Source organism: Citrobacter sp. Cpo074, from assembly GCF_030332745.1.
Classification (GTDB): Bacteria; Pseudomonadota; Gammaproteobacteria; order Enterobacterales; family Enterobacteriaceae; genus Citrobacter; species Citrobacter portucalensis.
On the sequence record NZ_JAOWHG010000025.1, the window covers coordinates 218,397 to 236,978 of the forward strand.

The 18,582-nt window shown below is 51.9% G+C and carries 19 protein-coding genes; 11 read left to right on the forward strand and 8 right to left on the reverse strand.

Annotated elements, in window-relative coordinates; all coding sequences use genetic code 11:
* The first annotated feature begins 53 nt into the window (after positions 1 to 53).
* Entirely contained in the window at positions 54 to 1,022 is a 969-nt protein-coding gene (gene asd / locus OGX83_RS03545) for an archaetidylserine decarboxylase (RefSeq protein ID WP_048212901.1), read from the forward strand.
* A gap of 17 nt (positions 1,023 to 1,039) precedes the next feature.
* Positions 1,040 to 4,354 (forward strand): miniconductance mechanosensitive channel MscM, encoded by a 3,315-nt coding sequence (mscM, locus tag OGX83_RS03550; protein WP_250671470.1) that lies wholly within the window; start codon positions 1,040 to 1,042, stop codon positions 4,352 to 4,354.
* Positions 4,355 to 4,535: 181 nt separating this feature from the next.
* Here mscM and yjeM read toward each other — a convergent pair whose 3' ends face one another.
* Positions 4,536 to 6,038, reverse strand: a complete 1,503-nt coding sequence (gene yjeM / locus OGX83_RS03555) for a glutamate/gamma-aminobutyrate family transporter YjeM (protein WP_008785995.1) — start codon at positions 6,036 to 6,038, stop codon at positions 4,536 to 4,538.
* A 213-nt stretch (positions 6,039 to 6,251) separates the two neighbouring features.
* Positions 6,252 to 7,229, reverse strand: coding sequence for an elongation factor P--(R)-beta-lysine ligase (epmA, locus tag OGX83_RS03560; protein WP_003830517.1), 978 nt, complete (start codon positions 7,227 to 7,229; stop codon positions 6,252 to 6,254).
* 324 nt (positions 7,230 to 7,553) lie between these two features.
* Here epmA and frdA point away from each other — a divergent pair, with 324 nt between their 5' ends.
* The 4 genes from frdA to frdD are packed head-to-tail and all read left to right on the forward strand — an operon-like array spanning position 7,554 to position 10,844.
* A complete protein-coding gene (frdA, locus tag OGX83_RS03565) occupies positions 7,554 to 9,344 on the forward strand; it encodes a fumarate reductase (quinol) flavoprotein subunit (RefSeq protein ID WP_003830519.1) in 1,791 nt (596 codons plus the stop codon).
* Positions 9,337 to 10,071, forward strand: a complete 735-nt coding sequence (gene frdB / locus OGX83_RS03570; RefSeq protein ID WP_003025540.1) for a fumarate reductase iron-sulfur protein — start codon at positions 9,337 to 9,339, stop codon at positions 10,069 to 10,071. Before frdA ends, frdB begins: the two co-directional genes overlap by 8 nt.
* Before the next feature lie 10 nt (positions 10,072 to 10,081).
* Positions 10,082 to 10,477, forward strand: a complete 396-nt coding sequence (frdC, locus tag OGX83_RS03575; protein WP_003025537.1) for a fumarate reductase subunit FrdC — start codon at positions 10,082 to 10,084, stop codon at positions 10,475 to 10,477.
* Between the two features lie 10 nt (positions 10,478 to 10,487).
* Positions 10,488 to 10,844, forward strand: coding sequence for a fumarate reductase subunit FrdD (frdD, locus tag OGX83_RS03580; protein WP_003025535.1), 357 nt, complete (start codon positions 10,488 to 10,490; stop codon positions 10,842 to 10,844).
* Between the two features lie 41 nt (positions 10,845 to 10,885).
* Here the strand turns inward: frdD and ampR are convergent, their stop codons facing one another.
* On the reverse strand, positions 10,886 to 11,761 hold the full coding sequence (gene ampR, locus OGX83_RS03585; protein WP_032942161.1) for a LysR family transcriptional regulator AmpR: 876 nt from the start codon (positions 11,759 to 11,761) through the stop codon (positions 10,886 to 10,888).
* A 131-nt stretch (positions 11,762 to 11,892) separates the two neighbouring features.
* On the opposite strand from ampR, the gene blaCMY reads away from it, so the two are divergent.
* Both blaCMY and OGX83_RS03595 read left to right on the forward strand, forming a co-directional pair.
* Positions 11,893 to 13,038, forward strand: coding sequence for a CMY-2 family class C beta-lactamase (gene blaCMY, locus OGX83_RS03590; protein WP_286587378.1), 1,146 nt, complete (start codon positions 11,893 to 11,895; stop codon positions 13,036 to 13,038).
* A 93-nt stretch (positions 13,039 to 13,131) separates the two neighbouring features.
* Entirely contained in the window at positions 13,132 to 13,665 is a 534-nt protein-coding gene (locus tag OGX83_RS03595; RefSeq protein WP_111466218.1) for a lipocalin family protein, read from the forward strand.
* Here OGX83_RS03595 and sugE read toward each other — a convergent pair.
* Positions 13,662 to 13,979, reverse strand: coding sequence for a quaternary ammonium compound efflux SMR transporter SugE (gene sugE, locus OGX83_RS03600; protein WP_000118520.1), 318 nt, complete (start codon positions 13,977 to 13,979; stop codon positions 13,662 to 13,664). The genes OGX83_RS03595 and sugE overlap by 4 nt on opposite strands.
* A 256-nt stretch (positions 13,980 to 14,235) precedes the next feature.
* Between sugE and OGX83_RS03605 the strand changes: the two genes are divergently transcribed.
* The gene (locus OGX83_RS03605; RefSeq protein ID WP_286587381.1) at positions 14,236 to 14,835 is read left to right on the forward strand and encodes a LuxR C-terminal-related transcriptional regulator; all 600 of its coding nucleotides are present in this window, start codon (positions 14,236 to 14,238) and stop codon (positions 14,833 to 14,835) included.
* A gap of 36 nt (positions 14,836 to 14,871) precedes the next feature.
* On the opposite strand, the gene ecnB is transcribed toward OGX83_RS03605, so the two are convergent.
* The 3 genes from ecnB to efp all read right to left on the reverse strand — a co-directional run bounded on the left by ecnB (position 14,872) and on the right by efp (position 15,884).
* Positions 14,872 to 15,018, reverse strand: a complete 147-nt coding sequence (gene ecnB, locus OGX83_RS03610) for a lipoprotein toxin entericidin B (protein WP_003025482.1) — start codon at positions 15,016 to 15,018, stop codon at positions 14,872 to 14,874.
* A gap of 107 nt (positions 15,019 to 15,125) precedes the next feature.
* Positions 15,126 to 15,260, reverse strand: a complete 135-nt coding sequence (gene ecnA, locus OGX83_RS03615) for a lipoprotein antitoxin entericidin A (protein ID WP_003830568.1) — start codon at positions 15,258 to 15,260, stop codon at positions 15,126 to 15,128.
* Positions 15,261 to 15,317: 57 nt separating this feature from the next.
* Positions 15,318 to 15,884 carry an elongation factor P gene (gene efp, locus OGX83_RS03620; protein WP_003025478.1) on the reverse strand — a complete coding sequence of 189 codons (567 nt, stop codon included), beginning with the start codon at positions 15,882 to 15,884 and terminating at the stop codon, positions 15,318 to 15,320.
* A gap of 41 nt (positions 15,885 to 15,925) precedes the next feature.
* Here efp and epmB point away from each other — a divergent pair, with 41 nt between their 5' ends.
* Both epmB and yjeJ read left to right on the forward strand, forming a co-directional pair.
* Positions 15,926 to 16,954: an EF-P beta-lysylation protein EpmB gene (gene epmB / locus OGX83_RS03625; RefSeq protein ID WP_008785989.1), complete on the forward strand. Its 1,029-nt coding sequence runs from the start codon at positions 15,926 to 15,928 to the stop codon at positions 16,952 to 16,954.
* Positions 16,955 to 17,137: 183 nt separating this feature from the next.
* Positions 17,138 to 18,001 (forward strand): YjeJ family protein, encoded by an 864-nt coding sequence (gene yjeJ, locus OGX83_RS03630; RefSeq protein WP_032942156.1) that lies wholly within the window; start codon positions 17,138 to 17,140, stop codon positions 17,999 to 18,001.
* A gap of 88 nt (positions 18,002 to 18,089) precedes the next feature.
* On the opposite strand, the gene OGX83_RS03635 is transcribed toward yjeJ, so the two are convergent.
* Entirely contained in the window at positions 18,090 to 18,443 is a 354-nt protein-coding gene (locus OGX83_RS03635) for a DUF4156 domain-containing protein (RefSeq protein ID WP_003025468.1), read from the reverse strand.
* Between the last annotated feature and the right edge of the window lie 139 nt (positions 18,444 to 18,582).

The window sequence follows — 18,582 nt, forward strand, 5'->3', positions numbered from 1 at the left end:
CAGGATCCGGCCCGTATGCCGGATCGGGAACAAATTATGGCCTGGAGGCTACCTTGTTAAACTCATTTAAGCTTTCGCTACAATACATTCTGCCGAAACTATGGCTCACTCGCCTGGCGGGTTGGGGTGCGAGCAAACGAGCGGGATGGCTGACCAAACTGGTTATCGATCTGTTCGTGAAATATTACAAGGTCGATATGAAAGAGGCGCAAAAGCCGGACACCGCCAGCTATCGCACCTTCAACGACTTCTTTGTTCGCCCGCTGCGCGATGATGCTCGCCCGATTAATACCGATCCAAACGTACTGGTCATGCCCGCTGACGGTGTGATTAACCAGTTAGGCAACATCGAGGAAGACAAACTGCTGCAGGCTAAAGGGCACAGCTATACCCTTGAAGCGCTGCTGGCTGGCAACTATCAGATGGCGGACAAATTCCGCAACGGTACGTTTGTGACCACTTACTTGTCTCCACGCGATTACCACCGTGTACACATGCCGTGTAACGGTATCCTGCGTGAAATGATGTATGTGCCGGGCGATCTCTTCTCTGTAAACATCCTGACTGCGCAAAACGTACCGAACCTGTTTGCCCGCAACGAACGTGTAATCTGTCTGTTTGATACCGAATTTGGCCCGATGGTGCAGATTCTGGTCGGCGCGACCATCGTCGGCAGTATTGAAACCGTATGGGCTGGCACCATTACCCCACCGCGTGAAGGCGTCATCAAGCGCTGGACCTGGCCGGAAGGCGAAAGCGAAGGGTCGGTGGCGCTGCTGAAAGGTCAGGAAATGGGCCGCTTTAAGCTCGGTTCCACCGTCATCAACCTGTTCGCACCTGGCAAAGTTAACCTGGTTGAGCAGTTGCAGGATCTGTCCGTGACCAAAATCGGCCAACCAATGGCCATCTCAACCGAGACTTTCGTGACGCCAGAGGCAGAACCAGCCCCGCTGGCGAAAGAAGAGATCGAAGCAGAACACGATGCCAGCCCGCTGGTTGACGACAAAAAAGACGAAAGTTAAACATAGGAATCGCTGCTGTGCGCCTGATTATCACTTTTCTGATGGCCTGGTGCCTCAGCCTGGGGGCGTACGCTGCGACGGCCCCCGATGCCAAACAACTCACCCAGGAACTGGAGCAGGCAAAAGCGGCAAAACCCGCTCAGCCAGAAACCGTCGAGGCGCTCCAGTCCGCGCTGAATGCTCTTGAGGAGCGTAAAGGCTCTCTCGAGCGCGCCCAACAATATCAGCAGGTTATTGATAACTTCCCCAAGCTGTCCGCAACGTTACGCGCACAGCTTAGCAACCTGCGTGATGAACCGCGCAATGTGCCAACCGGACTCACTACCGATGCGTTAAACCAGGAGATCCTCCAGGTTAGCAGCCAACTGCTGGAAAAGAGTCGTCAAGCCCAGCAGGAGCAGGATCGCGCCCGGGAAATCGCCGACTCGTTAAGCCAGCTTCCTCAACAGCAAACCGATGCCCGCCGCCAGCTCAATGAGCTTGAGCGACGCATTGGTACCGCCAACGGCAATTCCGCACAGAATCAGGCGATGCAGGCTGAATCCGCCAAACTTAAAGCCCAGGTCGATGAACTGGAGCTGGCGCAGCTTTCCGCCAATAACCGTCAGGAACTGGCGCGTATGCGCTCCGAACTGGCGGAAAAACAGAGTCAACAACTCGACGCTTACCTGCAGGCTTTGCGCAATCAACTCAACAGTCAACGTCAGCGTGAAGCTGAGCGAGCGCTGGAAAGCACCGAACTGCTGGCGGAAAACAGCGCGGGACTGCCGGAGGGTATTGTCGACCAGTTCAAGGTAAACCGCGAGCTGTCTCAGGCCTTAAACCAGCAAGCACAGCGTATGGACTTGGTCGCTTCGCAGCAGCGTCAGGCCGCCAGCCAAACGCTGCAGGTGCGTCAGGCATTGAATACGCTGCGAGAGCAGTCTCAGTGGCTTGGGGTTTCAAATATGCTGGGAGAAGCGCTGCGAGCGCAGGTATCCCGTCTGCCGGAAATGCCTAAACCTCAGCAGTTGGATACCGAAATGGCGCAGCTTCGCGTACACCGCATGCGCTATGAGGATCTCCTCAACAAACAGCCGCAGCTGCGTCAAATTCATCAGGCCGATGGACAACCGCTGACCGCTGAACAGAGCAGCATCCTCAACGCCCAGCTACGCACCCAGCGTGAGTTGCTGAACTCATTGTTACAGGGCGGCGATACGCTGATCCTTGAGCTGACCAAGCTCAAAGTTTCCAACAGCCAACTGGAAGATGCGCTAAAAGAGGTCAATGAAGCGACACACCGCTACCTGTTCTGGACGTCAGACGTTAGCCCTATCTCGCTCTCCTGGCCTGTCGACATCGTTCAGGATCTGCGGCGTCTGATCTCATTAGATACGTTTAATCAGTTGGGCAAAGCCAGCATCATGATGCTGACCAGCAAAGAAACGCTGCTACCGCTGTTCGCGGCGTTGGTGTTAGTTGGCTTTAGCCTCTCTTCGCGCAAGCACTTCACCCGTTTCCTTGAACGCTCGTCCGCGCGGGTCGGGAAAGTCACCCAGGACCACTTCTGGCTGACAATACGCACGGTATTCTGGTCAATACTCGTCGCTTCACCATTGCCAGTGCTGTGGGCAACGCTCGGTTACGGATTGCAGGAAGCCTGGCCTTATCCGTTGGCTGTCGCGATCGGCGATGGCGTTACCGCCACGGTGCCCATGCTGTGGGCGGTAATGATCTGCGCCACCTTTGCACGTCCCAACGGTCTGTTCATTGCCCACTTTGGCTGGCCGCGGAACCGCGTCGCGAAAGCCATGCACTATTACCTGATGAGCATCGGGCTGATTGTCCCGTTGATCATGGCGGTGATTATGTTTGATAACCTCAATGACCGGGAATTCTCCGCCTCACTGGGACGTCTGTGCTTTATTCTGATTTGCGGTGCGCTGGCGGTCGTAACCCTGAGCCTGAAACGCGCCGGGATACCGCTGTACCTCGATAAAGAGGGCAACAGCGATAACATGGTTAACAGCATGCTGTGGAATATGCTGATGGGTGCGCCGCTGATTGCCATTCTCGCCGCGGCAGTAGGCTACCTCGCCACGTCACAAGCCCTGCTGGCACGTCTGGAAACGTCCGTAGCGATTTGGTTCTTATTACTGGTGGTGTATCACGTTATCCGCCGTTGGATGCTGATTCAGCGTCGCCGTCTGGCGTTTGACCGCGCCAAGCATCGACGCGCTGAAATGCTGGCGCAGCGCGCGCGGGGCGAAGAAGAACCACCGCATTCCACCAGCCTTGAAGGCGCGATTGACGTTGATGAAAGCGAAGTGGATTTGGATGCTATCAGCGCGCAATCGCTGCGCCTGGTGCGTTCTATCCTGATGCTTATCGCCCTGCTCTCGGTCATTGTACTGTGGTCAGAAATTCATTCCGCTTTCGGCTTCCTGGAAAACATCTCGTTGTGGGATGTCACCTCCACGGTTCAGGGCGTGGAAAGCTTAGAACCGATAACGCTGGGCGCGGTGCTTATCGCGATTCTGGTATTTATCATCACCACCCAGTTAGTGCGCAACCTACCCGCACTGCTGGAGCTGGCACTACTGCAACATCTGGATTTAACCCCCGGCACCGGTTATGCCATCACCACCATCACCAAGTATCTGCTGATGCTGATTGGCGGTCTGGTTGGCTTCTCGATGATCGGTATTGAATGGTCCAAACTGCAATGGCTGGTGGCGGCTCTCGGTGTCGGTCTGGGCTTTGGTTTGCAGGAGATCTTCGCCAACTTTATTTCCGGTCTGATTATCCTGTTTGAAAAACCAATCCGCATTGGCGACACGGTGACGATTCGCGACCTTACCGGTAGCGTGACGAAAATTAATACCCGCGCCACCACTATCAGCGACTGGGACCGCAAAGAGATCATCGTGCCCAACAAAGCCTTTATCACTGAACAGTTTATCAACTGGTCGTTATCCGATTCCGTTACCCGTGTGGTGTTAACCATCCCGGCACCGTCAGAGGCGAACAGCGAGGAGGTTACGCAGATCCTGCTGACTGCCGCGCAGCGCTGTTCGCTGGTTATCGATAACCCGGCGCCAGAAGTCTTCCTGGTTGACCTGCAACAAGGCATTCAAATCTTCGAACTGCGTATTTATGCCGCCGAGATGGGGCATCGCATGCCGCTGCGCCATGAAATCCACCAACTAATTCTGGCAGGCTTCCGCGAGCACGGTATTGATATGCCGTTCCCTCCGTTCCAGATGCGTCTGGAGAGCCTCGGCAGTAAGCAAACAGGGAGAACATTAAGTTCTGCAGGAAGAGGCAGTCGCCCGGCAGGGAGTTTGTAACGCACAATGCAGGCAAGAAATACCGGATGGCGACCCGTGGGGTCTTATCCGGCCTACGGGTCTGCAATTAACCTGTAGGCCCGATAAGCTTGCGCCATCGGGCATTTCATCGCCGATTACAGACATTTTCGAGCTTAATATGCGTCCGGATCGGCAACAGGCAATAAACGCCAGATGGCCTTTATTCCACCGCCCACTCAGGCTCGTTGGTCGTGCGACGGCTATAGTTCTGATAAATCGCCATCGCCAGCAGTGAGAAGAAGATCGGACCGCCGGTCATCCACAGTGCGCTGTTCCAGTCTCCGGCTTCAATTACCGGCTGGATGATGGTGAACACATTAGCAAACGTCACCACCAGCACGACCACTCCCGTTGCCAGCAGCGTCGCCGCTCGGGTTTTAAAGACAACAAACGGCCTTTCCAGACCCGGACGGGATTTAAAGAACGGAAACGCCAGCGCCAGGAACAGATACGGCAGCGTCATCGAGACGTTCGCCATCAGCGTCAGTTTGTTATAGAACGCTGAAGCCGTATCGCCACCAAATGAAACCAACAGGATAAACAGGCTCACCAGCAGGCACTGTAACCACATTGCCGTCGTCGGCATCCCTACGGCATTCAGTTTGGTCATCGGCGCGGGCCACAACGCCTTCGGCGTGCCCTGAATAATCGCTTTCAGCGGTGAGTAGCTGAGGGTGAAAAAAGCGCCGGTATAGGCAAGGAACATGGAAAGCCCGGTAATACGTGCAAACCATACGCCCATCACCATTGCGGCATCAGGGGAAAGATGTAGCGCGTTACCCAACGTCATTCCGAGGCTTTTCATCAGGATATAGGTAATATTCCCGAGGTTAACTGAGCTATTACTTAATACCTGCTGCCAGTTGGTGCTAACGCCCCATAAAAAGATGGCCAGTGAATAACCAACAGAAATGACAATAGCGGCAAAGACAATACCTTTAGCAAAGTTCTTTTCTGGTTTTTCTGTTTTATCAACCAGTCCCCCCACAGCTTCAATTCCGCCGTAAGCAAAAATGGCAAACACAACAAATGACAACATTGCCAGTCCAGACTGATATCCGGGATTAGGCGAAGAGATGAAATTAATATCCTGTGCAAAGTGGCCACCAGTTAATAACAAAATAGCGACACTCACTAACAACAGAACTAAATTAAGACACATTACGGCAATTCCACCTACAGCCGTAATACGCGCAATCTTATTAATACCCCGGGATGCCACGCAGGTCACCAGGATCATCCAACCGACTGCGAGCAGTCCGACAACCTGCGTAGGCTCAAGCCCTGCAATACGCCAGTGCTGCGTCATGTCTGCGCCAAACAAGAAGGTTGAAAAAGGTACCCAGACTTTCGCCGCAGTACTAACCATCCATATCACATAAGAAGAAAACCACATAAACGTGCCGATAAACGCATAGCGTGGTCCAACGCTATTATTCATCCACGAATAGATTCCCCCTTCTTCTTTCCGATAGGCAGAACCCATTTCCGCCATCATTAAAGCAAATGGAATAAAGAATAATAATGCAGAAAATATATACCACGGTATTGCACTATACCCCATTAAATAGAACGCGGAGGGGCTATTAGCAAAACCGAAAACTGACGTAAATATCATGAGAATGAGACCTATCAGGCTCATCTTTTTTATTGTTTGGGTCATTAAACCATCCCTTACTCTGGCAAGCGTTTAACAAACGCCGCTCACCGGTTGGCACTGCTCTCTTTGCAGAGTTCAGCGATAAAAAAACAACACAGAATTGATACCTAAACGATATCAAATATCCAGGTGTAAATTGTGGCTATTAGAGGGGAAATGAAAAAATATGCTACAAAGTGGCGATTAAGCCACCACTTTGTATTGCAGAAGAGTAAGTTATGCGCGATCGACGGTAAATGCGATTACCTCGGCCAGGCTCTCTGCGCCCAGCGCCAGCATCACCAGACGGTCAACGCCCAGCGCCACGCCTGAGCAATCCGGCATGCCGACTTTCAGCGCTTCCAGCAGGTTGGTATCGATAGGTTGCTGTGGTAAGCCTCGTGCGGCACGTTTGCGGTTATCCTGTTCAAACCGCTGCTGCTGTTCGCGCGCGTCGGTCAATTCATGGAAACCATTCGCCAGCTCAATACCTTTGTAATAAACCTCGAAACGTTCAGCCACGCGGTGATCTTCGGTACTGATTTGCGCCAGTGATGCCTGGCTGGCCGGGAAATGATACACAAACGTCGGCTTGTCTTTACCAATATGCGGTTCAACACCCATCGTAAACAGCAGTTGCAGTAAGGTATCCCGGTCTTCTTCGGTATCAGCGATATTGCTGAGATCCAATTTCGCCGCCACTTCCCGCAGTTGGGTTTTATCCGCAGACAGCGGGTCAATCTCCAGATGGCGCTGGAAGGCCTGCTGGTAAGAAAGGCTTTCCGCAGGTGAGCAGTCCAGCACCTGCTGGAGCAAATCATCCACTTCATTCATCAGGCGATACATATCGTAGTGCGGACGATACCACTCAAGCATGGTGAATTCAGGGTTATGATGGCGCCCCATCTCTTCATTACGGAAGCTGCGGCACAGTTGATACACCGGGCCGCATCCTGCCACCAGCAGGCGCTTCATATGGTATTCAGGGCTGGTCATTAAATAGAGATTCATTCCCTGGGAGTGTCCAGGGCCAACGAAACGCGTTTCGAACGGGAACAGGTGGATGTCCGTTACCGTTGCCTGACTCATACAAGGGGTCTCAACCTCAAGCACGCCACGATCGGCAAAAAAGCGGCGAATCTCCGCTATAATTGCTGCACGTTTCAACAGATTGGGGATGGACGCGCTCGGCTGCCAGGTTGCCGTTTCGCTCATGGTTGTTTCTCCGATTTATGACAAGGGCACGAAGTCTACTCGTATCGCGCTAGCGAGACAAATTTCAGGCAGCACTAATCATCACTGGCAATTGGATAAAAAAAGCGACTTAGGGTGGTTTAGTAATTAAATTAATCAAATTCAATGATAATTCCCCCCTATGACACGCTAAAAAAATCGAACACGTCAAATTTCCCGCACATCCCTAAGACTATACTATTGTACCTATAAAGGAGCAGTGGAAACGCGTTCATAACCTGTTTGAAGCCGATGAAGCATCTGATTTCAGGCAGGGATGAAATAACAACAATCTGGAGGAATGTCGTGCAAACCTTTCAAGCCGATCTTGCCATTATAGGCGCCGGTGGCGCGGGATTACGTGCTGCAATTGCTGCCGCACAAGCAAATCCCAACGCTAAAATCGCACTGATCTCAAAAGTGTACCCAATGCGCAGCCATACCGTTGCTGCCGAAGGCGGCTCTGCTGCTGTCGCGCAGGATCATGACAGCTTTGACTACCATTTTCACGATACGGTAGCAGGCGGAGACTGGCTGTGTGAGCAGGATGTCGTGGATTACTTTGTCCACCACTGCCCAACTGAAATGACGCAACTGGAACAATGGGGCTGCCCATGGAGCCGTCGTGAAGACGGTAGCGTCAACGTACGTCGCTTCGGCGGCATGAAAATCGAGCGTACCTGGTTTGCCGCGGATAAGACCGGCTTCCACATGCTGCATACGCTGTTCCAAACATCTTTGCAGTTCCCGCAGATTCAGCGCTTTGACGAACACTTCGTTCTGGATATCCTGGTTGACGATGGTCATGCTCGCGGCCTGGTTGCCATGAACATGATGGAAGGCACGCTGGTGCAAATCCGTGCTAACGCTGTTGTTATGGCAACGGGCGGCGCAGGTCGTGTTTACCGTTACAACACCAACGGCGGCATCGTAACCGGCGACGGTATGGGCATGGCGCTGAGCCACGGCGTTCCGCTGCGTGATATGGAATTCGTTCAGTATCACCCAACAGGTCTGCCAGGCTCCGGTATCCTGATGACTGAAGGCTGCCGTGGTGAAGGCGGTATTCTGGTTAACAAAAACGGCTACCGTTATCTGCAAGACTACGGCATGGGTCCGGAAACCCCGCTGGGCGAGCCAAAAAACAAATACATGGAACTCGGTCCGCGCGACAAAGTTTCTCAGGCGTTCTGGCACGAATGGCGCAAAGGCAACACCATTTCCACTCCGCGTGGCGATGTGGTTCACCTCGACCTGCGTCACCTCGGCGAGAAAAAACTGCTCGAACGTTTACCGTTCATCTGCGAACTGGCGAAAGCTTACGTGGGTGTCGATCCGGTTAAAGAACCGATCCCGGTACGTCCGACCGCGCACTACACCATGGGCGGTATCGAAACCGATCAGCACTGTGAAACCCGCATTAAAGGTCTGTTCGCTGTAGGCGAATGTTCCTCTGTTGGTCTGCATGGCGCTAACCGTCTGGGCTCTAACTCCCTGGCAGAACTGGTGGTCTTCGGTCGTATGGCCGGTGAGCAGGCAGCAGAACGCGCTGCAACGGCTGGCGCTGCAAACAGTGCCGCTCTTGATGCACAGGTTGCTGGCGTTGAAAAACGTCTGAAAGATCTGGTTAACCAGGAAGGTAACGAAAACTGGTCTAAGATCCGTGACGAAATGGGCCTGTCCATGGAAGAAGGTTGCGGTATCTACCGTACGCCGGAACTCATGCAGAAAACCGTTGATAAGCTGGCGGAACTGCAGGAACGCTTCAAGCGCGTACGTATCACTGATACCTCCAGCGTCTTCAACACCGACCTGCTGTATACCATCGAACTGGGTCACGGTCTGAACGTTGCTGAATGTATGGCGCACTCTGCTCTGGCCCGTAAAGAATCCCGCGGCGCGCACCAGCGTCTGGATGAAGGCTGCACCGAGCGTGACGATGTGAACTTCCTCAAACACACCCTCGCCTTCCGCGATGCTGACGGCACGACTCGCCTGGAATATAGCGACGTGAAAATCACCACTCTGCCACCGGCTAAACGTGTTTACGGTGGCGAAGCGGAAGCAGCCGATAAGAAGGAGAAGGCGAATGGCTGAGATGAAAAACCTGAAAGTTGAGGTGGTGCGCTATAACCCGGAAACCGATACCGCGCCGCACAGTGCTTTCTACGAAGTTCCTTATGATGAAACCACGTCACTGCTGGATGCGCTGGGTTACATCAAGGATAACCTGGCACCGGACCTGAGCTACCGCTGGTCCTGCCGTATGGCGATCTGCGGCTCCTGCGGCATGATGGTCAACAATGTACCGAAACTGGCGTGCAAAACCTTCCTGCGTGATTACACCAACGGCATGAAGGTTGAAGCGCTGGGCAACTTCCCGATTGAGCGCGATCTGGTCGTCGACATGACGCACTTTATCGAAAGCCTGGAAGCGATCAAACCGTACATTATCGGTAACCCGCGTACACCGGATCAGGGTCCAAACACCCAGACTCCGGCGCAGATGGCGAAGTATCATCAGTTCTCCGGTTGCATCAACTGTGGTCTGTGCTATGCCGCGTGTCCGCAGTTCGGCCTGAACCCTGAGTTCATTGGACCGGCTGCGATTACGCTGGCGCATCGTTACAACGAAGATAGCCGCGACCACGGTAAGAAGGAGCGTATGGCTCAGTTGAACAGCCCGAACGGCGTCTGGACCTGTACTTTCGTGGGCTACTGCTCCGAAGTCTGCCCGAAACACGTCGATCCGGCTGCGGCCATTCAGCAGGGTAAAGTTGAAAGTTCAAAAGACTTTCTTATCGCTACCCTGAAACCACGCTAAGGAGTGCACGATGACGACTAAACGTAAAGCCTATGTGCGGCCAATGACGTCCACCTGGTGGAAAAAGCTGCCATTTTATCGTTTTTACATGCTGCGTGAAGGCACGGCAGTTCCGGCAGTCTGGTTCAGCATTGAACTGATTATCGGCCTGTTTGCACTCAAGCATGGTGCAGAGTCCTGGATGGGCTTTGTCGCCTTTTTGCAAAACCCGGTGGTGGTAATCCTTAACATTATCGCCCTGGCAGCAGCGCTGCTGCATACCAAAACCTGGTTTGAGCTGGCGCCAAAAGCAGCCAACATCATCGTAAAAGACGAAAAAATGGGGCCAGAGCCGATCATCAAAGGTCTCTGGGCAGTTACTGTGGTTGCGACAGTAGTCATACTGTTTGTTGCCCTGTTCTGGTAAGGAGTCCGGAATGATTAATCCAAATCCAAAACGCTCTGACGAACCCGTATTCTGGGGCCTGTTTGGTGCAGGCGGTATGTGGAGCGCAATCATTGCGCCAGTAATGATCCTGCTGGTAGGCATTATGCTGCCGCTGGGCTTTGTTCCTGATGCTTTCAGCTATGAACGCGTACTGGCATTCGCTCAGAGCTTCATCGGACGTGCGTTTCTGTTCCTGATGATCGTTCTGCCGCTGTGGTGTGGTTTACACCGTATGCACCACGCGATGCATGACCTGAAAATCCACGTGCCTGCTGGCAAATGGGTATTCTACGGACTGGCAGCAATCCTGACCGTTGTAACGGCTATTGGTATTCTGACCATCTAAGTACATGCGTTAATTATCAGGCCCGCCATTGGCGGGCCTTTTTATTTGTGCAGCATTCCTGTCAACCAACGGGAAAATTCACGCATCGCCGGTGTCTCCGGACGCGATTGCAAACGCGTTATCCAGTAACTTCCCAAATCAATCTGCGTTAAAAACGGTTGAACGATTCGTTCCCTACTGAGTAAATGCGTGAACATTCTGACTGGTGCAATTGCCACACCGATCCCCGCCTGCGCGGCTTCCAGCATGGTGACGGACGAATCAAACACCACCACGTTGTGCGTCGGTGACGGGGGCGCCTCTCCGGCGGCCTGCATCCAAAGCGTCCATTCATCCCGCCGATACGATCGTAATAACGGAAATTTCAGGATGTCCGCAGGCGTTTGAATCTGCGAAGCCAATGTTGGCGAACACAGTGGAGACATCAACGCGCTACATAAATATTGCGCGTCGGTATCATGCCAGGCTCCCCCTCCGTAGCGAATGGTATAATCCAGTCCTTCGGCAGCGGGATCCACGCGGTTATTATGGGTAGAAATATGCAAATCAATATGCGGGTAACTGCGCTTAAAATCGCCCAGTAGAGGAAACAGACACCCAACCGCAAAGGTCCCCACCACGCCAATTTTAAGTTTTTCCTGGGTCTGTTTGGTGGCAAAACGATCCAGCATCCCCGCCATACGATCGAAAGAGTCATTAAGTACAGGTAACAGACTTTCCCCTTCAGTCGTCAACATTAATCCACGAGAACCGCGCACAAAAAGCTGACAATTTAGCTGCTGCTCCAGCGATTTTACATGCTGGCTGATAGCAGAATGCGTCACGTTGAGCTCAATCGCAGCGCGGGTAAAACTGAGATGTCTGGCCGCGGCTTCAAAAGCCCGCAGAGAGTTAAGAGGGATATAGCTACGCGTCATCATCCGGCCTGTTAGAAAAACTTATATCTGCTGCTAAATTTAACCGTTTGTCAACACGGTGCAAATCAAACACACTGATTGCGTCTGACGGGCCCGGACACCCTTTTGCTTTTAATTACGGAACTGATTTCATGATGAAAAAATCGTTATGCTTCGCTCTGCTGCTGACAGCCTCATTCTCCACGTTTGCCGCCGCCAAAACAGAACAACAGATTGCCGATATCGTTAATCGCACCATCACCCCGTTGATGCAGGAGCAGGCTATTCCGGGTATGGCCGTTGCCGTTCTCTACCAGGGAAAACCCTATTATTTCACCTGGGGTAAAGCCGATATCGCCAATAACCACCCAGTCACGCAGCAAACGCTGTTTGAGCTAGGGTCGGTCAGTAAGACGTTTAACGGCGTGTTGGGCGGCGATGCTATCGCCCGCGGCGAAATTAAGCTCAGCGATCCGGTCACGAAATACTGGCCAGAACTGACAGGCAAACAGTGGCAGGGTATCAGCCTGCTGCACTTAGCCACCTATACGGCAGGCGGCCTACCGCTGCAGATCCCCGATGACGTTACAGATAAAGCCGCATTACTGCGTTTTTATCAAAACTGGCAGCCGCAATGGGCTCCGGGCGCTAAGAGACTTTACGCTAACTCAAGCATTGGTCTGTTTGGCGCGCTGGCGGTGAAACCCTCAGGTATGAGCTACGAAGAGGCAATGACCAGACGCGTCCTGCAGCCATTAAAACTGGCGCATACCTGGATTACAGTTCCGCAAAGCGAACAAAAAGATTATGCCTGGGGCTATCGCGAAGGGAAGCCTGTACACGTTTCTCCGGGACAACTTGACGCCGAAGCCTATGGCGTGAAATCCAGTGTTATTGATATGGCCCGCTGGGTTCAGGTCAACATGGACGCCAGCCGCGTTCAGGAGAAAACGCTCCAGCAGGGCATTGCGCTTGCGCAGTCTCGCTACTGGCGTATTGGCGATATGTACCAGGGATTAGGCTGGGAGATGCTGAACTGGCCGCTGAAAGCTGATTCAATCATCAACGGTAGCGACAGCAAAGTGGCATTGGCAGCGCTTCCCGCCGTTGAGGTAAACCCGCCTGCCCCCGCTGTGAAAGCCTCATGGGTGCATAAAACGGGATCCACTGGAGGATTTGGCAGCTACGTAGCCTTCGTTCCAGAAAAAAACCTTGGCATCGTGATGCTGGCAAACAAAAGCTATCCTAACCCTGTCCGTGTCGAGGCGGCCTGGCGCATTCTTGAAAAGCTGCAATAACTAACGATGAGGCCCAGGATATTGGGCCTCCTTTCTTTCTCTTTTTTTCCTGTTGTCATCTACACTTAACAAAAATACAGCAAGGAAAATCCCATGCGCATTTTGCCCGTCGTTGCTGCAGTTACGGCTGCATTCCTGGTTGTCGCGTGTAGCTCTCCGACACCGCCCAAAGGCGTTACCGTGGTAAATAACTTTGATGCCAAACGCTATCTGGGAACCTGGTATGAAATTGCACGCTTCGACCATCGTTTCGAGCGCGGGTTGGATAAAGTGACCGCAACATACAGCTTGCGCGACGACGGCGGCATCAACGTTATTAACAAGGGCTATAACCCTGACAGGGAGATGTGGCAGAAAACGGAAGGGAAAGCCTATTTCACCGGCGACCCAGGCAGAGCCGCGCTTAAAGTTTCTTTTTTCGGCCCCTTCTATGGCGGGTATAACGTAATTGCACTCGACCGGGAATATCGTCACGCGCTGGTTTGTGGTCCGGATCGCGACTACCTGTGGATCCTTTCACGGACCCCTACTATTTCAGATGAAATGAAACAGCAAATGTTAGCCATCGCGACCCGGGAAGGGTTTGAAGTGAATAAACTGATTTGGGTGAAACAGCCTGGCGCTTAGTGAGTGCTCAGCTTCAGACCAATAATACCAGCAACGATCAGCCCAAGGCTCAGCAAACGTGCCGGGCTGGCAGACTCACCCAGCAGCAAAATCCCTGTAATGGCCGCCCCAACAGCGCCAATACCGGTCCAGACCGCATAAGCTGTTCCAACAGGCAACGTGCGCATTGCCCAGGAGAGCATGGCGATGCTGACGATCATCGCCGCAATAGTGATAATGCTTGGCGTAAGACGCGTAAAACCGTGGGTGTATTTCAGGCCAATCGCCCATACGACTTCGAGCAAACCTGCAATTAATAAAACGATCCAGGACATATCAGGCTCCAGAACTATGGGGCCGTCCCCGGTGAATGAAGCGTTTGCAGGTCGTCCTGCAAAGCTGATGTGTGAAATGGCATTTTTGCCCGGAAGAAAATGAATTTCAACCTTTTTATTCACTGCCTGCTAAAAGCAAGAATTAAGCATAATTAGCGGCGTAGTTCCCGCATTTGGCACTCATCGGAGTTCTCTATGATGAAGGGCTTTCTGAAACCAGAAAGTCGATTGCCCCTCTTCTGAATGCGAAACGTTTATGCTTAAAATTTTAGTGATTGACCGGTGCCACTTTACCCGCACAGGGATAGAGGCCTTGCTTAATCATTCTGGCAGGTTCAGCTCCTCATTTCTGGTATCAGGAATCAATAATCTCCTGTTAGCAAAAGAGCATATTTTGCAATGGAAACCGCATCTGGTGATCGCGGATTTATACAGTTTTATTAGCGAGACGCACTCCAGTCCGCCAATTAAACCTTTTTTTATGAGTTGTGGCGTCATCCCACTGATTTTACTGCAATCAGCAGACAGACAGCATGCCCTCATCGTGCCCTCTCAATCCGTAGCCCATTCGGTCTTGACCAAGCACACCACGCTGAACACACTCTCCCACACAATTCAGGAAGCGCTTCAGGTTCGCCCCGCATTAGAAATAGCCAAAAACGCCACGCCTTTGCTTACGCCGCAAGAGGAGAAAGTATTATCAATGTGGATGGATGGTGTGAGTAACAATGCCATTGCCGCCGCGCTCAGCATTCATGGCAAAACGGTCTACACCTATAAGCGGAATATCCGTATGAAACTGCACCTGGGGAACCGCTTCTCGCCGTTCCTGTCACTCCCAAGGAAGGGTGATTAACGGTACGACACGACGTCGTACCGTTCTTCATTATTGCTATTGCTGAGCTTTTGTCGCTGCACCAGAGATTGCGCTACCGCCTTCAGAGATATCCTGTCCTACGCCTCGTGTGGTATTACACGCGGTTAAAACGGAAGAAAGTACCAACACAGAAAAGATCGCAGCAATTGTCTTCTTAACCATAACGTCTTCCTTTTCTAGCCAATATTGTTTGTGTATAGCTACTTAATAATAGACAAGATCCGGGAGTGTGATGGATAAACAACCGTTTTTAAGACTATATGAAAGGATTAGCTGGCGGCGTGTGATATTGAGTTGCCAAGATGTTTGATGTCTTCACCGAAGCCGCGCGCGGTATTGCATCCTGTCAGAAGGGTGCTGGTGAAAAGGAGTAGCATTACAAGACCGAGAAGACGTTTCATCATTCCTGCCCTGGAAAAAGTATGGCGCAGCAACCTGCGCCATAAGATCAAATGGAAGACTTATTTTACGCGAGAAACGTATTCGCCGGAGCGGGTATCCACTTTGATCACTTCGCCGATCTGTACGAACAGCGGAACTTTAACGACTGCGCCGGTAGACAGGGTAGCCGGTTTGCCGCCAGTACCAGCGGTATCGCCTTTCAGACCTGGGTCGGTTTCAACAACTTCCAGCTCAACGAAGTTCGGCGGAGTTACGGAGATCGGCTGACCGTTCCACAGGGTCACGATGCATTCAGCCTGGTCCAGCAGCCATTTAGCGTTATCGCCTACCGCTTTCTCGTCTGCAGCCAGCTGTTCGAAAGTGGTGTTATTCATAAAGTGCCAGAACTCACCGTCGCTATACAGGAAGGTCAGGTTCATGTCGGCTACGTCTGCGCCTTCAGCGGAGTCAGTAGACTTGAAGGTTTTCTCTACGCGAGTACCGGTCAGCAGGCGACGCAGCTTAACGCGCGCAAACGCCTGGCCTTTACCTGGTTTAACGAATTCGCTGGCTTCAACCGCATAAGGTTCGCCGTCCAACATGATTTTAAGACCAGCACGAAAATCGTTGCTATAGTACGTTGCCATAAGGCCCTCTGAAAATTGTTAACTGGTAGCTAAGCCACAAAATGGCGCATATTGTAACCCTAAATACCCCATCCAGAGAAGATTGGTTATCGCAACTTGCCGATGTTGTGACCGATCCCGATGAACTTCTGCATCTTTTGAACATAGATGCAGATGAAAAACTGTTGGCCGGACGCGACGCGAGACGGCTTTTCGCCCTGCGCGTGCCGCGTGCGTTTATTGCCCGCATGGAGAAAGGCAACCCGGACGATCCGCTTTTACGTCAGGTACTGACTGCCCAGGAAGAGTTTGTGGCCGCGCCAGGCTACTCAACCGACCCACTGGAAGAACAGCACAGCGTGGTTCCCGGTCTGCTGCATAAATATCGCAATCGGGCACTGCTGCTGGTTAAAGGCGGTTGCGCGGTAAATTGTCGCTATTGCTTCCGCCGGCATTTCCCATACGCCGAAAATCAGGGCAATAAGCGCAACTGGCAGGTCGCCATCGACTACATTAACGCGCACCCTGAGCTGGATGAAATCATCTTCTCTGGTGGCGATCCGTTAATGGCCAAGGACCACGAACTGGACTGGTTGCTCACGCAACTGGAAGCTATCCCGCACATTAAGCGTCTGCGTATTCACAGCCGTTTGCCGATAGTGATCCCGGCGCGCATTACAGAAGGACTGGTCGAGCGCTTTGCGCACTCCTCCTTGCAGATTCTGCTGGTCAATCACATTAACCATGCCAATGAAATTGATGAGACGTTTCGCCAGGCGATGAGCAGTCTGCGCGCCGCGGGCGTTACGTTACTCAACCAAAGCGTATTGCTGCGTGGCGTGAACGATAACGCACAAACCCTGGCTAACCTTAGCAACGCACTGTTTGATGCCGGTGTGATGCCCTATTACCTGCACGTGCTGGATAAAGTGCAGGGTGCCGCACACTTTATGGTCAGCGACGATGAAGCGCGTCGCATTATGCGTGAGCTTCTGACGCTAGTTTCCGGCTATATGGTCCCCAAACTGGCGCGTGAAATTGGTGGAGAGCCAAGTAAAACACCGCTGGATCTGCAGTTACGTCAACAATAACTATTACTGAGTGTCCGATTCCGGACACTCACCACGATTACTTATTATTTAAATCCCCACAAGTGGAGCCTCGCTTTTAATCTGTGCTATTTTAATTAGCGCAGTTCAATTATTCATTCGTAAATTTTATCAATAGTTTCAAATGCAGAATATTAATAAATATATGGTTAGGGAGAACCTTTTATGGCTATAAGTATTAAGGGCGTTAATACTGGCATTATTCGCCAAAAGAATGAATTTGTTGCCATGGCATTAAAAATAAAAGAACCAAGAAACAAAGAATCTCTCTTTTTTCTCTCTCCACTTGGACTTAGAGACCTGCTTATCGCGCTGGAGAGCCGGCTGTACGCCATTTCACAGCTAAACACAGACGAGCGTATGCAATATGAAAAGACATGTGATAAAGCCAGCAAAAAAATGCACGAGAATATTCCGTCAATTCAGGAAGATGAACTAAAAAATGCGGATATTAACCGTCGCATAAATTCGCTGATGTTAGTGGATGACAAAGGCGAGAATTTAACATTTTCTCTGACGTTACATGACGGACAAACATGCGAATTACTGGTTAATGAATTACAGATTCAGGTGTTGGCGCATGCAATTATTCACGCAATAAATAATGCTGGCATGAGAGAACTCGCGCTACGAATAACATCGCTGCTGGATTTCCTGCCGCTGTACGATGTTGATTGTCAGCAAAACGACAATCTGGAATACGACTCTTATACACAACCCGAATGGAAACATAACCTGTTTAATCATTATCTGGCGATTATTTACCGCTATACAGATGATAAAGGAAAAGCCCAGTTCTGTGGTTCGGTAGTGAAAACTCGCGCCCTTTCCGGTAGCAAAGAAGCCGAAGCCATTACTCGCCGTCTTCTCGACTTCAGCCCGCGGCTGAAAAAACTTGCCGGTGTACCGTGCCAGGTGTTTGTCAGAACGTTGACGGGTGATAAGACGCAAAAGCTCAATCAGGATCAGTGCCTGCGCGCATTGCATCATTTACGCGTTCAGTCTGCGCATAAGACTCAGAATGCCTGATGGCGTTGCGCTTATCAGGCCTACGATCATTCGTACCGTAGGCCGGATAAGACGCTTTAGCGTCGCCATCCGGCATCAGCAGCAGTTCTCAATTAGGGCACTTATAAACCTGTCCAATCATCTCGCTGGCGGTAGGAACAAAGCTGGACAGCATTCCCTGCGATGGGCTGCTGACGCCATAAATCACGTTACCGCCCATTGCCGCAGCCTGGTTACGCAGATCGTTTGCTGCGCCACGCATTGAGCCGCCCTCTTCGCCGTGCTGGCCTGAAAGCCAGTTGCTTTGCTTACCGGTTGCGGTGCCTATCAGTTGGCACTCTGCGCCAGGCTTGTCTTCAACAAAACGTACGCTTTGCCCGGCAGAACTCAGTTCGTTGCTGGAGCTACAACCCGCCATCAGTAGCGCGGCACCAACGATCCCTGCTAAATATTTCACGTGCATGTCATTCCCCATAATCAATTAGTTGGACGTTATGTCCGTAGCTGAATCATATACTAAAAAGATGACCAAAAGAAAAACCCCCAGACATTTCTGCCCGAGGGTTTCTCAATTCTGGGAGATGAGCACCCAAATCATTCTG

Excerpts from the sequence above, each read along its gene's own strand:
- frdD (WP_003025535.1), top strand. The coding sequence starts at position 10,488 with ATGATTAATCCAAATCCAAAACGCTCTGACGAACCCGTATTCTGGGGC.
- blaCMY (WP_286587378.1), top strand. The coding sequence starts at position 11,893 with ATGATGAAAAAATCGTTATGCTTCGCTCTGCTGCTGACAGCCTCATTC.
- frdC (WP_003025537.1), top strand. The coding sequence starts at position 10,082 with ATGACGACTAAACGTAAAGCCTATGTGCGGCCAATGACGTCCACCTGG.
- epmB (WP_008785989.1), top strand. The coding sequence starts at position 15,926 with ATGGCGCATATTGTAACCCTAAATACCCCATCCAGAGAAGATTGGTTA.
- OGX83_RS03605 (WP_286587381.1), top strand. The coding sequence starts at position 14,236 with ATGCTTAAAATTTTAGTGATTGACCGGTGCCACTTTACCCGCACAGGG.
- sugE (WP_000118520.1), bottom strand. The coding sequence starts at position 13,979 with ATGTCCTGGATCGTTTTATTAATTGCAGGTTTGCTCGAAGTCGTATGG.
- yjeM (WP_008785995.1), bottom strand. The coding sequence starts at position 6,038 with ATGACCCAAACAATAAAAAAGATGAGCCTGATAGGTCTCATTCTCATG.
- ecnB (WP_003025482.1), bottom strand. The coding sequence starts at position 15,018 with ATGGTTAAGAAGACAATTGCTGCGATCTTTTCTGTGTTGGTACTTTCT.
- efp (WP_003025478.1), bottom strand. The coding sequence starts at position 15,884 with ATGGCAACGTACTATAGCAACGATTTTCGTGCTGGTCTTAAAATCATG.
- ampR (WP_032942161.1), bottom strand. The coding sequence starts at position 11,761 with ATGACGCGTAGCTATATCCCTCTTAACTCTCTGCGGGCTTTTGAAGCC.
- OGX83_RS03635 (WP_003025468.1), bottom strand. The coding sequence starts at position 18,443 with ATGCACGTGAAATATTTAGCAGGGATCGTTGGTGCCGCGCTACTGATG.
- OGX83_RS03595 (WP_111466218.1), top strand. The coding sequence starts at position 13,132 with ATGCGCATTTTGCCCGTCGTTGCTGCAGTTACGGCTGCATTCCTGGTT.
- yjeJ (WP_032942156.1), top strand. The coding sequence starts at position 17,138 with ATGGCTATAAGTATTAAGGGCGTTAATACTGGCATTATTCGCCAAAAG.
- epmA (WP_003830517.1), bottom strand. The coding sequence starts at position 7,229 with ATGAGCGAAACGGCAACCTGGCAGCCGAGCGCGTCCATCCCCAATCTG.
- frdB (WP_003025540.1), top strand. The coding sequence starts at position 9,337 with ATGGCTGAGATGAAAAACCTGAAAGTTGAGGTGGTGCGCTATAACCCG.
- ecnA (WP_003830568.1), bottom strand. The coding sequence starts at position 15,260 with ATGATGAAACGTCTTCTCGGTCTTGTAATGCTACTCCTTTTCACCAGC.